The following is a 15,009-nucleotide window of genomic DNA, read 5'->3' on the forward strand; positions in this document are numbered from 1 at the left end:
CTAATTAAAATTAACGTTAATTAAACAATTCATCACCCTGATGTTTTCATGGTTAATGCTTAAGAAACCAGACTGTTACGTCCCATTATGAGTATATTCAACGTATTTTTACACAGATTTTTCCTGGATCCCATTAAGAATTAGCCAGGTGCATTTAAAGGATTTGCAGGTATTTTTCATTAATTGAAATGTTTAATTTATCCCTGTGACGAATTGTCATATTCGTGAAGATAAATTAGTGAACTTACGGCTCGGGATAGTGGGAGTAAAAGGTTAGCTAATTCTTTTACGATATATATCTTTACAGGATGCAGAGATAATTTGCCTGACATTTAATGTCGATAATGATTCAAACGGATCCCGCAGGATGCTGGAGCCGGATGTGTGTAATTCAAGGGAACTCCATGAAACGTAAATTAATAACCTCTTCTGTTATTGCCAGCCTGATGTTAGTTGCCGGGTCAGCGGTAGCGGCAGATCCGGTAAGTGTTAGCGGTGGTACCGTTCACTTTGAAGGTGAACTGGTCAATGCAGCCTGTGCGGTAAGTACTCAGTCAGCCGATCAGATTGTTACTTTAGGACAGTATCGTACCGCCAGCTTTGCTGCTGTTGGTGATACCACAGCACAAATTCCGTTCTCCATCGTGCTGAACGACTGCGACCCAACAGTTGCAGCTACTGCTGCCGTTGCATTCTCTGGTCAGTCGGACCTCACCAACAACAGTCTGTTGGCTGTGTCTTCCTCGGATAACAGCACCACGGCGACTGGCGTAGGTATCGAAATTCTTGACAGTAAGTCCACTGCACTGAAGCCTGATGGTGCGACCTTCTCTACTGCCCAGGCGTTGGTTGAAGGTACTAACACCCTGCGTTTCTCTGCGCGTTATAAAGCGACTGTAGCAAGCACAACGCCAGGTCAGGCAAATGCTGATGCCACCTTCATCATGAAGTACGAATAAGCCGTTCTGATTTGCACAAGGAAGATGATCGCCTCACTGGATGAGGCAATATCCGGGGATGAAGAGGGATGTGGCAGATGATAAGGAAAGGCATGGCGCTGGCTGGATTGCTCTGCGTACTGCCTGCGTTTGCACAGACGGTAATACTGGAAAGCGGTAGCCTTCACCTGCGTGGGCAGCTTGTCAACGGGGCTTGTACGGTCGCCACCGACAGCCAGAGTTTGCGGGTGCAGATGGGGCAATATCGCACGAATGCATTTGCCGAACCGGGAAGCTTTGCCTCTACCAGCGTACCATTTTCGCTGCGGTTAACGTCGTGCAGTTCCGATGTTTATGACCATGTTGGGATTGCCTTTGCCGGAGTGACTCCTGCAGAAGATCCGCAGGTTTTCCTGGCCAGCGGCGATGCTTCTGCGGCTTCGGGGATCGGTCTGGCATTATTTGATGAAGGGCAAAGGCAAATTATCCCGAATGCGCTGCCGCTTCATTACGCTCCGATTTTAACGCAAGAGATGACTTTTCATTTCACCGCTCGCTATCGGGCTGTCTCGGAACATATTACGCCGGGAACGCTTCGTTCAGATGTGTGGTTTACGTTGGTGTATCCCTGATTTAACTCCCAACGATAATCGCACTAAAGGTATTTGTAGCTATGTTTAATTATCTAAAATCAGGCGTTATCATTTTACTGGCCTTATTTTCAGTTGCCGGTGCACAAGCTGCCGGGGGAATTGCATTAGGCGCAACTCGTGTTATTTATCCTGCCGAAGCCAAACAAACTTCTCTGGCTATTAGTAATAGCGATACAAAAGAGCGTTACTTGGTTAATTCATGGATTGAGAACAGCGCTGGCGTTAAAGACAAATCATTTGTTGTCACGCCACCGTTGTTTGTCAGCGAACCTAAAAGTGAAAATACGCTGCGTATCATCTATGTCGGTCAACCGCTGCCTAAAGATCGCGAGTCGCTGTTCTGGATGAATGTGAAGGCGATTCCGTCGGTAAATAAAAACAGCCTTGAGGGTAAAAACGTTCTGCAACTGGCGATCCTGTCGCGTATCAAACTCTTTGTCCGACCGAATAATCTTTCGCATATATCGGAAGATGCACCCGGCATGCTGCAGTTTTCTCGTTCCGGCAACCACCTGAAAATCACGAATCCGTCGGCGTATTACGTCACGCTGGTCAACCTTAACGTAGGAAAAACGAAGGTTGATAACGTCATGGTGGCACCTAAGAACGATACGCAGATCCTTTTGCCCGCTGGCGCTCAGGGAAATGTGACGTTCCAGACGGTCAATGATTACGGCGCAGTGACCACTGCCAAAACGGTTAGCGTGCGTTGAGAAAGCGATGAACAAGACAACGTATTTACCTGGCCTGTTACCGGGGTTTACGCCACCGCTGGCGGGTGTGGCGTTGTCCACGCTGGCAGCGCTCTTTCCGATGTTGAGCTACGGAGAAAGCTATTTTAATCCTGCATTTTTATCTGCAGATACGGCATCCGTAGCGGATTTGTCACGTTTTGAAAAAGGCAATCATCAGCCAGAAGGCGTCTATCGCGTAGATATCTGGCGCAATGATGAATTTATCGCCACTCAGGATATTCATTTTGCACCGAGTACGGAAAAGACGGGTGATAAATCCGGGGGGCTGATGCCGTGCTTTGGTCTCGACTGGATTAAGCGGCTGGGCGTCAATATTGCCGCGTTTCCAGAACTCAATCAGGACCCAAACAACACATGCATTAATTTGCCTGCGGCGATCCCTGGCAGCGAAATCACCTTTGATTTTTCTACTCTGCGCTTAAATGTCAGTCTGCCGCAGGCCTCGATGTTGAACAGTGCACGCGGTTACATTCCACCAGATGAGTGGGATGAGGGGATCCCCGCCGCGCTTGTTAACTACAGTTTCACCGGTAGCCGCGGGAGTGACTCTGACAGCTATTTTTTAAGTATGTTGAGTGGCCTGAATTATGGTCCCTGGCGGCTTAGAAACAATGGTGCGTGGAGCTATTCCAAAGGCGACGGATACCACTCGCAAAGCTGGAAAAATATAGGCACATGGCTTCAGCGCTCCATTATTCCGCTAAAGGGCGAACTGGTGATGGGCGACAGCAACACCGGCAATGACGTTTTTGACAGCGTCGGGTTCCGTGGTGCGCGCCTTTACTCGTCAGACAGTATGTATCCTGACAGTTTGCAGGGATATGCTCCAACCGTGCGCGGGATTGCGCGTACCGCAGCGAAGCTAACCATTCGTCAGAATGGCTACGTTATTTATCAAAGTTATGTGTCACCCGGAGCTTTCTCTATTACCGATCTGAACCCAACGTCCTCCAGCGGTGACCTTGAGGTGACGGTGGATGAAAGAGATGGTAGTCAGCAACGCTATACGGTGCCGTACTCCACGGTTCCGCTGTTACAGCGTGAAGGGCGCATTAAGTATGATCTGGTCGCCGGGGATTTTCGGAGTGGAAATAGCCAGCAGGATTCACCGTTCTTCTTCCAGGGGACGTTAATCGCCGGACTGCCTGAAGGCTATACCGCCTATGGTGGTACGCAACTGGCGTCACGCTACAGTTCGGTAGTGCTGGGAACGGGGAGAAATCTGGGAGACTGGGGCGCGGTCTCCGTCGATTTAACCCATGCGCGTAGCCAACTGGCGGATGACAGCACGCATCAGGGACAATCTCTGCGTTTTCTGTACGCGAAGTCATTGAACAATTTTGGTACCAACTTCCAGTTGCTGGGATATCGCTATTCGACGCGTGGGTTCTATACCCTCGACGATGTGGCTTATCACAGTATGGAAGGCTATGAGTACGAATACGACAGCGAGGGTAATCGCCACGAAGTTCCGGAAGTGAAGAGCTATCACAATTTGAGCTACAGCAAAAAGGGCCGGTTCCAGATCAATATCTCGCAGAATCTGGGGGATTACGGGTCACTGTATGTTTCGGGTAGCCAGCAAACATACTGGAATACCTCAGATACCAACACCTGGTATCAACTGGGATATGCCAGCGGTTGGCAGGGAATTAGCTATTCGCTCTCCTGGTCGTGGAACGAATCGGTAGGGATCTCCGATACCGATCGCATTCTGGCGTTCAATATGTCGGTGCCGTTCAGCTTGCTGACCGGACGACGCTACTCGCGTGATAACGCTCTCGATCGTACCTACGCCACCTTTAATGCGAACCGCAACAGCAACGGACAAAATAGCTGGCAGAGCGGTATCGGCGGTACGTTGCTGGATGGGCGTAATCTGAGCTATAGCGTGAATCAGGGACACAGCAGCACCAATGGTTATAGTGGAAGCGCCAGCGCGAACTGGCAGGCGGCTTATGGCACCTTGGGCGTGGGATATAACTACGATCGCGATCAGCATGACTATAACTGGCAACTTTCCGGCGGTGTTGTAGGACATGCGGACGGCATTACCCTTAGCCAGCCGCTGGGTGATACCAATGTCCTGATTAAAGCACCGGGCGCTCAGGGCGTACGGATAGAGAACCAGACAGGTGTTCAAACCGACTGGCGCGGCTATGCGGTTATGCCGTATGCCACCGTCTACCGCTACAACCGTGTTGCGCTCGATACCAATTCAATGAACAACAATACCGATGTAGAAAATAACGTTAGCAGCGTGGTGCCGACGCAGGGGGCGCTGGTTCGTGCGGCGTTTGATACACGTATCGGCGTGCGGGCACTTATGACGGCGAAGCTTGCCGGAAAACCTGTGCCATTCGGCTCGGTGGTACGTGAATCCATAAGCGGTGTTACCAGCATGGTGGGCGAAGATGGGCAAATCTACCTGAGCGGGCTGCCGCTGAAAGGGGAATTGTTGATCCAATGGGGGGAAGGAGCAAATGCGCGTTGCACAGCGCGTTATACCTTGCCTGAAGAGAGTCTGAAACAGGCGGTAACGCTCACTAATGTGACATGCGAACGCGCGTCGGGACGACAGGATTAAAACAATGAGACGACAAACGGGTTTGTTACTGGGGGGCGCTTTACTGCTATTGGCTAATTCGGCATCGGCAACGGTTTGCCAGAATTCTACTGGCACGCCAACGGATGTTTTTTACGATCTGTCGAATGTCTTCAATAGCAGTAATAATCGACCAGGACAGGTGGTGACGTTACCGGAAAAATCCGGCTGGGTTGGCGTCAATGCAACCTGTCCGGCAGGAACGCATGTTGATTATACCTATCGAAGCTATGTGACTGAACTTCCTGTCCAAAGCACGGAAGGTGGCTTCCAGTATCTGAAACTCAATGATTACCTGCTGGGGGCAATGAGTATTACCGACAGCTACGCAGGATTATTTTATCCGCCGCGTAATTACATCCGTATGGGGACTCACCCTAACGTGCCAAATCAGAAGCCGTTTGGTGTGATGGATTCAAAACTGGTATTCAAATTAAAAGTGATTCGTTCATTCATTAACATGGTGCCGATCCCGCGGCAAACTATGTTCAGCGTCTATGTCACGACCAGTACCGGTGATGCCCTGAGTATGCCGGTTTACACCATCAGCTATAGCGGGAAGGTAGAAGTACCGCAAAACTGCGAAGTGAATGCCGGGCAGGTTGTCGAGTTTGACTTTGGCGATATTGGCGCCTCGCTATTTAGCAAGGCAGGGGTGGGTAATCGACCGGAAGGTATAAATCCGCAGACTAAAACGGTTGCTATTAAATGCACCAACGTGGCAGCACAAGCCTATTTGTCCATGCGCGTAGAAGCTGAGAAAGCCTCCGGCCAGATGATGGTATCGGATAACCCGGATTTAGGCTTCATCGTTGCTGACAGCAGTGGCGTACCACTGACGCCCAATAATCTGTCCAGTACTATTCCGTTTCGTCTTGATGATAACGCCGCTGCGAGCGTTGGGATTCGGGCGTGGCCGGTCAGCGTGACGGGCAATAAACCGACAGAAGGGCCATTCACTGCCCGTGGATATCTGCGAGTGGACTATGACTAAGACGCGAGAAAGAGTGATTCGTACACTTATCGTGATGGTGTCTGTTCTGTCATTTAGCTCCCGGTGTTGGGCGGACACTTCGTTGGGTGAGATCAATATTGAGCTGCGTGGCAATGTGGTGGATTTTACCTGTGTGGCGATTGCCAGTGACAGTAACAAAACCGTTGAATTGGGAAAATGGCCAACAAAACAGTTGAAAACCACTGGTGATACCACTCAACCGGTCTCTTTCACGCTAAAACTTGAAGGTTGTCCGCCTGGGTCTGCGTCAATAACCTTTTCTGGTACCCCTGCGTCGGGCACAAGCTTGCTGGCGCTGGATGATGCGGTAATGGGGCAAAAGGTAGCCATCGAGCTGCGCGACAGCGACCGTACGCGATTGCCTTTGGAACAGGCCAGTCAGGCTGTGAGCATTGACGAAAATGGCAATGCCACGTTGACCTTTTTCGCAAACTATATTGCTTTAGCGGAAGGGGTACAGCCAGGGCTCGCCAGGGCAGATGCTACGTTTATGATTAACTATAATTAAATTAACCTGTTACCTTCCGCCTGCCTGCAACTCGAATTATTTACGGCACATACTGATAATACACTCCCGAACGACATCTCGTCGGGAGTGTTATTACATTAGTTCGTGCATTTTCGCATAATCGATAAGCTCAACAATGGTATGCAAGCCAAGCTTGGAGTAGATATTGGCTTTGTGAGCACTAATGGTTTTATTGCTGAGTAAAAGTTGTTCAGCAATCTCTTTATTGGATAAGCCGTTTGCGAGGTACCGCAAAACCGTCACCTCACGATTGGAAAGTGGCATGTCATTCAGAACTCCTTTTCGTATATTAATGTTATTAATAAAGTTAAGGGTGTCAGAGGGGAAAAATGAATATCCTGATAAAATCATTTTTACCGCATTATAGATATCATTCAGATCCTTTCTTTTACTGACAAAACCATTTGCTCCGGCGCGGATAGCGCGTCCTGCATAAAAAGATTCAGACTTTGAGGACAGAAAAAGGACCCGGGTTTGCTCCTGCAGAGATTTTATTCTTTTGAGTAACGTGAACCCATCAGAACCTGGTAGTTCAATATCCAGAATTACCAGATCAACAGGATACGTACGCAAGTGGTCTATTGCCACGCGGCTGTCATCTGTTTTCAAGACAACCTCGATATTACTATTTTTTTCGAGCAGTACTTCTATAGACATTCTGACAATAGGGTGTTCGTCCATAATTATAACGGATGCTGGTTTCATTTTAGTATGCCTCAAACTGTTCGTGTATCTTGCGATTTTGATAAAACATCAGGCGTTATTAGTATTGTCAAATAGCCATCAATTGTTCGTGGAGGAGAACCGAATAAATATTGTTTCATCCTTGTTTATTCGGTTGCTCTTTATCAGAACAATGAGTTTGTGGAATATCCATTTCACACCAGGAAAAATTTGCAAATAATCAGAAGACAGTAGTGATTATACCTGCTCTGCTCTTTCGGAAAAGACTTACGACACATAACTTATTAATGCCTGTTAGGATATTCTGAAAGATTCGAGTATGTTAATGGCTATTGGTATTATTTTCCTGCTATTTGAATTATGGCAGATTGAAAATTTTTTTTAAATACTAAAAACAACACAACCCACTAATTGTTTAGGGTTTGTTAAGAAGAATATGAAGCTCATTTATGACGAGTTAAGCACAGAATCCGTAAGGCTTAGCTGATTATGCACGGTAAACATAATACCAGGAATAGTTGTAAATATTAAGAAATTGTGAAATTAACGCATTGTTTCTTAGTTTGTAATAAGTAATTTCTTAAAAAATCTTATATCACAGCAAGTTAAGATGTTAAATAAAATGAGGGGAGGTAACATCCAACCGATGTATCAGATGCAAAAAACGTTGGCGATGAGGCAATCCCAGATGCGTAATCAGTTGATTCAGTCGATAGATAATGCGGTGATACGGTTGCTTCTGCAAATGAGCAATTTCCTTTAAGGAGGTACCTTGTAATAGTAATGAAACCATCTCCCAGTCAGCCTGACTTATGCGTTCTGCTCGAATAAAAGTCGGAGATAATAAAGCGTGACGCAGGTCTGGGAGATGCTGGCGACGTGACAGGATATAAAACGGCCCAGCCATTGCAATAAAATTCCTCAAGCTCTGGTTTTCACTGGCAAGTAATAAAAAAATTTGCATGTCATTTCGCTGTCTGGCGAGTTGGCGTAGGCATTCGAGGGTATCGAAATAAGAACTTACAATGCCGTCCATATCAACGACCAACTGACGAAAGCCTGGGTCCTGCAGGCAGTTTTGGGCTGAGTCAATAGTCTGAAAGACAGCAGTGCGTGTACCAGAAAATAAATAACGATTCAGCGTATAGGCGAGATAGTAATCGGCTGTGATAATCGCCTGAGATATAGTATCGCCCGGTAATGTGTAATTGAGTTTTTGTGCAAGATATTCAATCCTGTCAAAAACCTGTGGCGTACAGTGATGATATTGATGGGTACAGTCAGTCTTTCGTAAACGGCGATGTCGTTCCCTGCGCATCCTTTCCTGTTTCCTTTCCGTTTTTATTATGCTTTGTCTGGATAGATTGCTGGCCATAAATATCCCTGACCCAGATTTGCGCCAGCTTGAAGGGCAATTTTCTTATGCTTCTCGGTTTCAATACCTTCAATGATCACCAGATCCGCAATTTTTTTCCCCATCTGAATGAGTTGATGGAGTTTGCCAGGAATTTTACTCACTGCCCAAAAGGTATTTTTATCCAGTTTAATACCTGACAGGTGCCATTTAGCTGCGATGAATGCTGCCATCAGGTCTTCATTAACGTCATCCAACCAGATGGGGATACCGCAGGTCTCAACGCGTTGAATTGCGTCTAATACAGCTGTGCGTTGGCATGCGCTGAGAGAGAGAAAAGTTTCCGGATCCTGTATTTCAATGATGAGTCCTGGAGGATAAGACGTAATTTGGGCATGAAAAAATGGCCAATCCGCCAAGGCCTTCATGGGTAAATTCAACGAGTAATGTTGATCCTGTCGAAAGTGTCTGACGTTGGTAACTTGTTGGAAGAACAGGTTCTGTCTGCGCTGCAAGGACAGTTGAGTGAAATATTCTTCGCTGTTTATGTGAGCGGGAAGATGCGTGAGAACTTCAAAGCCGTAGCGGCATGCGGTAGATAAATCTACAATTGGCTCACATTTGAGCGCGAATTGCAGAGGGGTTGCATCGCTGTTTTTTGAGGAAACTACAGTACGCTCAGATTTATCATTCCATAATAACAGGCTCGGTGTCACGATATCCCCCCGGGAGCTGAGTAAATATTACCGAGAGTGTCCTTTTGTTTCCCCGGAAATAATATACATAGGGCATTGTGGCAGCATAGAAATCGGTACAGTAGGCGCCGATACTTAATTACTGATGAGACATTTCGCAATAAAAAAACAATCAATGAGAAACTCTCTAGTTTTGCAGAAAACTCAGATTAGCCCTGATGTATCTCAAGAATTGCTGATCGTTTTTGACATGTAGCTTTTTCATAATGCTTCGACGAGTCGCTTTAGCCTGGACGTCGCTGATTGAGAGCAAGTGCGCTGTTTCAGCCAGTGTGTAACCGCTGGCCAGGAACATTAAGAACTGGCGTTCTGCAATGGAAAAATTGCGGGTGGTACAGTAGTGACAGACAGTGGCTGGTACGCTGTGTCGGAGCGCGCGTTTTTGTAAAATGAGCACCATTTTTCTGGTTATCTCTTCGACATCATCTTCCCGGTAAATCAGTGGCAGCATGTACAGGCAGGGCCTAAACATCAGTTTATCTTTATCGTGTTCATTACAAATGACGACACGATGCTGGCGTCGGGTGTGGACAGGAACCTGGTAACATCCTGCGCTTGCCCAATCTTCGTCCAGCGATATAAATGCGATATCCGCGCGATCGATATCTTCGACTGGTAAGAAGCAAATCTCCTGATGCCACTGAGCTGCCAGGCGGGTAATAATGATTTTCAGTCCATGTTCGAAGTGACTATTTTCTTCTTTGATGGCGATACTTAACATTAAAGAGGTCCTAAACCGCAGGGGAGGGGATAGGAGAATGTTAAGCAAAATCATTAATTTTCTAAATACATTTAACCTTAAACCAGGCTTTACGGTGCCTGAGTTCTTACCAGGTGATTTCCTGGATACCTGTGTATGTCCGGAAAAAATCAACATTCGTACACTTCGTCAGCAACCAGAACAAAAGGCATTGACTCAGCAGGCACTGACCGTATAATTCACGCGTTTCATCCGCATGAAGTCATCACTTCACAATGCGCCCTTAGCTCAGTTGGATAGAGCAACGGCCTTCTAAGCCGTAGGTCGTAGGTTCGAATCCTACAGGGCGTACCATTTCGACAAAATCACTCCTTACTCCTGTTGCATCCACAGCATTAAACCAGCCGGATTGCGATTTACTTTTTCTGGAAATATTTGGATGTATTAAGAATGTAAAACGGGAGCTTGCTGGCTCCCGTTTTTGATTACTACTCCGCCAGAATTACCGCACAACAAGTACGGGACATTTCGCATGGCGAACCACGGCTGACGCCGTTGAGCCCAGCAGATAGGTACTAAAACCTGGCTTATGTGAAGCGATGACGATGAGTTCGGCATCCACTGCTTCCGCCAGTTTGAGAATCTGATCTTTTGGCGGACCATAAACCACATGGGACTGAGTCCTGCCGGTGGGGATATTGAATTGTTTAATTATTTCTTCCAGCTTTTCGGTCGCCTTGGCCTGGAGGCCGCTTCTGTCTGGAAATTCGTTGGAGTAGGCCAGCCCCAGCGATGCGTAGAACGGTACGGTAGGTATAACAGCTAAGAAATGGACTTTGGCGGTCTTGGCATGCGCCTTTACCTGAGGAATAACATGGCGAGTTAAATCGGCTTCAGAGATATCAATCGGCACCAGAATTGAGCGATACATATTCACCACCTCCTGTTTGTTTACCTCTGTATTGAGTGTAGCGAATTTATGTTCTGTATAAGAAGTGACCAGATCAAGGTTTTGTGAATAAATCTCTATGAAAAATAATGCGACGAACTTCTTTCTTTTTTACATCATTTCATTGTATATTTTTTTATATAACGAATGACGTCCAGAGCTTATATTCATCTCAGCGCTGCTTTTCCCGCCTTTTACTCTGACATTTTATTAAATAATAGATTATTAAACTTATAATCCTTGTTAAGTCATTGATTATTAACCAAACCATATATTTTTATTTTGTTCTTATCAAATATGCGACGGTCTTCAAATTTGCCTGAATGCTGATTCTCATTTCCTTCTGCGCTTGATAAATATCAATAAGTAATAGACTTAGTATAATTATTGTCTACCCATTAAAGAGTAGGTGTCTTGTGGGAATTTAAAATGAGAAAAATAAATAAAACCATCCTCTGGACGATGCTGCTGTGCATTGTTCTTGGTGCGGTTATTGTTTTAGCTGGGCAATGGACATTGCATAAAACTTCGAGCACTGAATTTTGCCTGTCTTGCCATACGATGCAGGCACCATATGAGGAATATACAGGATCGGTTCATTTTCAGAACAAAAGAGGAATTCGGGCAGAATGTGCGGATTGTCATATTCCGGAAGGTGGACTGGATTTCCTCGTCGCTAAGCTGCGAGCAACAAAAGATGTTTATCATCAGTTTGTTACCAAAAAAATCGATACTCCGGAAAAATTCGAAGAACATCGACTGGAGATGGCACAAACCGTCTGGGCACAGCTGAAAGCCAATGATTCTGCTACCTGCCGTAGCTGTCACAGTATGGATGCGATGGATCTTGAAGCGCAAAGCGCTGATGCCCAAAAAATGCATAAAATGGGCATTCAGGAAAAGCAAACCTGTATTGATTGCCACAAGGGCGTTGCCCACTTCCCACCTGAAATCAAAATGGATGACAGCGCTCTCAAAGGACTTGAAGCACAGTCGGCCTCCACTCCTGCTACGGCAAAAGAGCTTTATGTCGTAACTAATACCGCACTCGGTGATTTGGGAACTGTCTATCCCGCTACAAAAATGCAGGTGTTGAAATCGACAGAAAACTCGCGGCTGGTTGAGATCCGTGGAAGCCAGATGCAGGGAACTGAACAGGTGATTTACTACGCAGCAGGTCAGCGTTTAATTCTGGCCAGCCTAAGTGAAAAGGGACAGCAGTCACTTAACATTCTCTCCGACTGGAAAACCGATGATTACGGTAATACATGGCGGGACGTGGCTCTACAGGGAGAGTGGAGTGGTTCTGCTCTCGCCAGTCGTGAGCCAATGTGGGACTACGCTCGCAAACTCGACAATGTGTACTGCGCAGGTTGCCATGCGCCTATTCCTGCGAACCATTTTACGCTCAATGCCTGGCCTTCAGTGGCAAAAGGGATGGGCGCTCGTACCAACATCAGTGAAAACGAACTGGATATCCTGAGCCGTTACTTCCAGTACAACGCAAAAGACATAAATAAATAAGCGATAACACCAGGAGAAATCATGAAACTCACAAGACGTGACTTTATCAAGACGGCTGGCGCGGCAACCGGGACTATGGCGATTTCTTCGGTGATCCCGATGCCAGCCTGGGCTGAAGGCCAAAATGGTGGGGCAATCCTGACAGCTGCACGTTGGGGAGCGGTGTATGTGGAAGTTAAAGACGGCAAAGTCGTTTCTTCAAAAGGCGCATTGCCTAAAACGGTGCCTAACTCATTGCAGCAAACCGCGCCCGACCAGGTACATACCAATATCCGCGTGAAATATCCGATGGTGCGCAAAAGCTATCTGGAAAACCCAGGTAAAGCGGATGGCAAACGAGGGAGCGATCCTTTCGTGCGTGTCAGTTGGGAGCAGGCGCTGAAACTCATTCATGAACAACATAGCCGGATCCGTAGCAGCTATGGCCCGGCTTCAGTGTTTGCTGGTTCTTATGGCTGGCGCTCCAGTGGTGTGCTGCACAAAGCGCAAACCTTACTGCAACGTTACATGAGTATGGCTGGGGGATACGCCGGACATACCGGGGATTATTCAACCGGAGCGGCCCAGGTCATCATGCCTTACGTTGTAGGCTCAGTTGAGGTATATGAACAACAGACTACCTGGCCAATGGTACTCGAGCACAGCCAGGTCGTGGTGTTGTGGGGAATGAACCCGCTCAATACGTTAAAAATTGCCTGGAGCAGTACGGATGAACAAGGACTCGAGTATTTCAATCTGCTGAAAAAATCAGGAAAAAGCGTTATCGCTATCGATCCAATGCGTTCAGAAACAATTGAATTCTTTGGTGATAATGCCACCTGGATTGCACCGCATATGGGGACAGACGTCGCCATGATGTTGGGTATTGCACATACGTTGGTGAAGAAAAATCTCCATGACAAAGCGTTCCTGGAAAAATACACCACCGGATATCCGCAATTTGAGGAATACCTGCTCGGCAAGAGCGACAATATTGAGAAAACTGCTGAGTGGGCATCAGGCGTCTGTGGTGTACCTGCAGAACAACTGGAGAAGCTGGCGGAAATTTTCTCCAGTAACAAAACCATGCTTATGGCAGGCTGGGGGATTCAGCGCCAGCAATATGGTGAGCAAAAACACTGGATGCTGGTGACACTGGCGGCGATGCTGGGGCAAATTGGTACAGAAGGCGGTGGCTTCGGCTTCTCCTATCATTACTCCAATGGCGGGAACCCGACACGTACTGGTGGGGGATTACCGGCTATCTCGGCCAAAGTGGAAGGCGGTTCGTCAGCTGGAAATGACTGGGCGGTTTCCGATGCCGTGACAAATCTTCCCGTGGCGCGAATTGTCGAAGCGCTGGAGAATCCGGGTGGAAAATATCAGCACAATGGTAAAGAGCAGACCTTCCCGGAGATCAAAATGATCTGGTGGGCTGGTGGCGCTAACTTTACCCATCACCAGGATACAAATCGTTTAATTAAAGCCTGGCAGAAGCCAGAACTGGTTGTTATCTCCGAGTGTTACTGGACTGCTGCGGCTAAACATGCCGATATTGTTCTGCCCATCACTACATCGTTTGAGCGCAACGACCTGACCATGACCGGCGATTACAGCAACCAGCATCTGGTGCCGATGAAGCAGGTTATTGAACCGCAGTTTGAAGCACGTAATGACTTTGATGTGTTTGCCGATCTCGCTGAAATGCTTAAGCCTGGCGGAAAAGCGGTCTATACCGAAGGCAAAGATGAAATGGCGTGGTTGAAGCAATTCTATGATGTTGCGCAAAAAGCCGCCCGTGCCCAGCGCGTTGCCATGCCTCAGTTCAATGCGTTCTGGCAGCAGAATAAATTGATCGAAATGCGTGAGAACGAAAAGAACAACAAATACGTGCGTTATGCTGATTTCCGCAATGATCCGGTTATGAATCCACTCGGAACGCCAAGCGGTAAGATTGAAATCTACTCGAAAACGATTGAAGGCTACAAATATAAAGACTGTCCGCCACATGCTTCGTGGATTGAACCGGATGAGTGGAAAGGGTCTGCGGATAAGGATCAGCTACAGCTGCTAACGGCGCATCCGGCACATCGCCTGCACAGCCAGCTGAACTACGCTTCGCTGCGTAAAGAATACGCTATTGCAAATCGTGAGCCGGTGACTATTCATCCGGATGATGCAAAAGCGAGAGGTATCGCCGAGGGAGATCTGGTGCGTGTCTGGAATGATCGCGGACAGGTGTTGGTTGGGGCGCATGTCAGCGACGGGATCAAACCAGGGATCATCTGTATCCACGAAGGTGCCTGGCCTGATATTGAGAATGGTATTTGTAAAAATGGCGGTGCTAACGTACTGACTGCGGACATTCCAACCTCAAGACTGGCGAATGGCTGTGCGGGGAACACAAGCCTGGTATACGCGGAAAAATATACTAGCGAAGCACCAAAACTGACCGTATTTGATGAACCTGAAATCGTAACCATCTAGGTTCGCCTGTGCTGCTAAGTCAAACGGGAACCGCAAGGTTCCCGTTTTAAAGCCCTAATCTTTCTGGCCGCATTCTTGCTGC

Annotated in this window: 14 protein-coding genes and 1 tRNA gene; 10 read left to right on the top strand and 5 right to left on the bottom strand. The window is 47.3% G+C overall.

The window, feature by feature from the left end; translation table 11 throughout:
- Nucleotides 1-404 precede the first annotated feature (404 nt).
- The 6 genes from fimA (at nt 405) to sfmF (ending at nt 6,474) form a co-directional block, all read left to right on the top strand.
- The gene (gene fimA / locus LG384_RS05895; protein ID WP_045440823.1) at nt 405-959 is read left to right on the top strand and encodes a type 1 fimbrial major subunit FimA; all 555 of its coding nucleotides are present in this window, start codon (nt 405-407) and stop codon (nt 957-959) included.
- A gap of 77 nt (nt 960-1,036) precedes the next feature.
- Nucleotides 1,037-1,570: a type 1 fimbrial protein subunit FimI gene (fimI, locus tag LG384_RS05900; protein ID WP_045449483.1), complete on the top strand. Its 534-nt coding sequence runs from the start codon at nt 1,037-1,039 to the stop codon at nt 1,568-1,570.
- Nucleotides 1,571-1,611: 41 nt separating this feature from the next.
- Nucleotides 1,612-2,304 carry a type 1 fimbria chaperone FimC gene (fimC, locus tag LG384_RS05905; RefSeq protein WP_045440826.1) on the top strand — a complete coding sequence of 231 codons (693 nt, stop codon included), beginning with the start codon at nt 1,612-1,614 and terminating at the stop codon, nt 2,302-2,304.
- A 7-nt stretch (nt 2,305-2,311) separates the two neighbouring features.
- Nucleotides 2,312-4,933 carry a fimbrial biogenesis usher protein gene (locus tag LG384_RS05910; protein ID WP_225760607.1) on the top strand — a complete coding sequence of 874 codons (2,622 nt, stop codon included), beginning with the start codon at nt 2,312-2,314 and terminating at the stop codon, nt 4,931-4,933.
- 4 nt (nt 4,934-4,937) lie between these two features.
- Nucleotides 4,938-5,945, top strand: a complete 1,008-nt coding sequence (gene fimH / locus LG384_RS05915; RefSeq protein ID WP_048221911.1) for a type 1 fimbria D-mannose specific adhesin FimH — start codon at nt 4,938-4,940, stop codon at nt 5,943-5,945.
- Nucleotides 5,938-6,474 (top strand): fimbria assembly protein, encoded by a 537-nt coding sequence (gene sfmF / locus LG384_RS05920; RefSeq protein ID WP_370637058.1) that lies wholly within the window; start codon nt 5,938-5,940, stop codon nt 6,472-6,474. The genes fimH and sfmF overlap by 8 nt, the downstream gene beginning before the upstream one ends.
- 93 nt (nt 6,475-6,567) lie before the next feature.
- Here the strand turns inward: sfmF and fimZ are convergent, their stop codons facing one another.
- The 4 genes from fimZ to fimW all read right to left on the bottom strand — a co-directional run bounded on the left by fimZ (nt 6,568) and on the right by fimW (nt 10,009).
- The gene (gene fimZ, locus LG384_RS05925; protein WP_045440834.1) at nt 6,568-7,200 is read right to left on the bottom strand and encodes a fimbria biosynthesis transcriptional regulator FimZ; all 633 of its coding nucleotides are present in this window, start codon (nt 7,198-7,200) and stop codon (nt 6,568-6,570) included.
- Nucleotides 7,201-7,792: 592 nt separating this feature from the next.
- Entirely contained in the window at nt 7,793-8,554 is a 762-nt protein-coding gene (locus LG384_RS05930) for a fimbriae Y protein (protein ID WP_304522403.1), read from the bottom strand.
- Nucleotides 8,524-9,249, bottom strand: a complete 726-nt coding sequence (locus LG384_RS05935) for an EAL domain-containing protein (RefSeq protein WP_225760608.1) — start codon at nt 9,247-9,249, stop codon at nt 8,524-8,526. The genes LG384_RS05930 and LG384_RS05935 overlap by 31 nt, the downstream gene beginning before the upstream one ends.
- 166 nt (nt 9,250-9,415) lie before the next feature.
- Entirely contained in the window at nt 9,416-10,009 is a 594-nt protein-coding gene (gene fimW / locus LG384_RS05940; protein ID WP_045440839.1) for a fimbria biosynthesis transcriptional regulator FimW, read from the bottom strand.
- Nucleotides 10,010-10,046: 37 nt separating this feature from the next.
- On the opposite strand from fimW, the gene LG384_RS05945 reads away from it, so the two are divergent.
- The gene (locus LG384_RS05945) at nt 10,047-10,226 is read left to right on the top strand and encodes a hypothetical protein (protein ID WP_225760609.1); all 180 of its coding nucleotides are present in this window, start codon (nt 10,047-10,049) and stop codon (nt 10,224-10,226) included.
- Nucleotides 10,227-10,265: 39 nt separating this feature from the next.
- Nucleotides 10,266-10,342, top strand: a tRNA-Arg gene (locus LG384_RS05950).
- 148 nt (nt 10,343-10,490) lie between these two features.
- On the opposite strand, the gene uspF is transcribed toward LG384_RS05950, so the two are convergent.
- Nucleotides 10,491-10,919: a universal stress protein UspF gene (gene uspF, locus LG384_RS05955; protein WP_045440843.1), complete on the bottom strand. Its 429-nt coding sequence runs from the start codon at nt 10,917-10,919 to the stop codon at nt 10,491-10,493.
- 447 nt (nt 10,920-11,366) lie between these two features.
- On the opposite strand from uspF, the gene LG384_RS05960 reads away from it, so the two are divergent.
- Nucleotides 11,367-12,461: a NapC/NirT family cytochrome c gene (locus LG384_RS05960; RefSeq protein ID WP_045440845.1), complete on the top strand. Its 1,095-nt coding sequence runs from the start codon at nt 11,367-11,369 to the stop codon at nt 12,459-12,461.
- A 21-nt stretch (nt 12,462-12,482) separates the two neighbouring features.
- Entirely contained in the window at nt 12,483-14,927 is a 2,445-nt protein-coding gene (locus tag LG384_RS05965; RefSeq protein WP_225760610.1) for a trimethylamine-N-oxide reductase 2, read from the top strand.
- Nucleotides 14,928-15,009: the final 82 nt, after the last annotated feature.

It is taken from the genome of Citrobacter sp. Marseille-Q3906, from assembly GCF_916618775.1.
GTDB classification, from domain to species: domain Bacteria; phylum Pseudomonadota; class Gammaproteobacteria; order Enterobacterales; family Enterobacteriaceae; genus Citrobacter; species Citrobacter murliniae.

Excerpts from the sequence above, each read along its gene's own strand:
- sfmF (WP_370637058.1), top strand. The coding sequence starts at position 5,938 with ATGACTAAGACGCGAGAAAGAGTGATTCGTACACTTATCGTGATGGTG.
- fimI (WP_045449483.1), top strand. The coding sequence starts at position 1,037 with ATGATAAGGAAAGGCATGGCGCTGGCTGGATTGCTCTGCGTACTGCCT.
- fimZ (WP_045440834.1), bottom strand. The coding sequence starts at position 7,200 with ATGAAACCAGCATCCGTTATAATTATGGACGAACACCCTATTGTCAGA.
- fimH (WP_048221911.1), top strand. The coding sequence starts at position 4,938 with ATGAGACGACAAACGGGTTTGTTACTGGGGGGCGCTTTACTGCTATTG.
- fimW (WP_045440839.1), bottom strand. The coding sequence starts at position 10,009 with ATGTTAAGTATCGCCATCAAAGAAGAAAATAGTCACTTCGAACATGGA.
- uspF (WP_045440843.1), bottom strand. The coding sequence starts at position 10,919 with ATGTATCGCTCAATTCTGGTGCCGATTGATATCTCTGAAGCCGATTTA.
- LG384_RS05945 (WP_225760609.1), top strand. The coding sequence starts at position 10,047 with ATGTTAAGCAAAATCATTAATTTTCTAAATACATTTAACCTTAAACCA.
- LG384_RS05965 (WP_225760610.1), top strand. The coding sequence starts at position 12,483 with ATGAAACTCACAAGACGTGACTTTATCAAGACGGCTGGCGCGGCAACC.
- LG384_RS05910 (WP_225760607.1), top strand. The coding sequence starts at position 2,312 with ATGAACAAGACAACGTATTTACCTGGCCTGTTACCGGGGTTTACGCCA.
- LG384_RS05930 (WP_304522403.1), bottom strand. The coding sequence starts at position 8,554 with ATGGCCAGCAATCTATCCAGACAAAGCATAATAAAAACGGAAAGGAAA.
- fimA (WP_045440823.1), top strand. The coding sequence starts at position 405 with ATGAAACGTAAATTAATAACCTCTTCTGTTATTGCCAGCCTGATGTTA.
- LG384_RS05960 (WP_045440845.1), top strand. The coding sequence starts at position 11,367 with ATGAGAAAAATAAATAAAACCATCCTCTGGACGATGCTGCTGTGCATT.
- fimC (WP_045440826.1), top strand. The coding sequence starts at position 1,612 with ATGTTTAATTATCTAAAATCAGGCGTTATCATTTTACTGGCCTTATTT.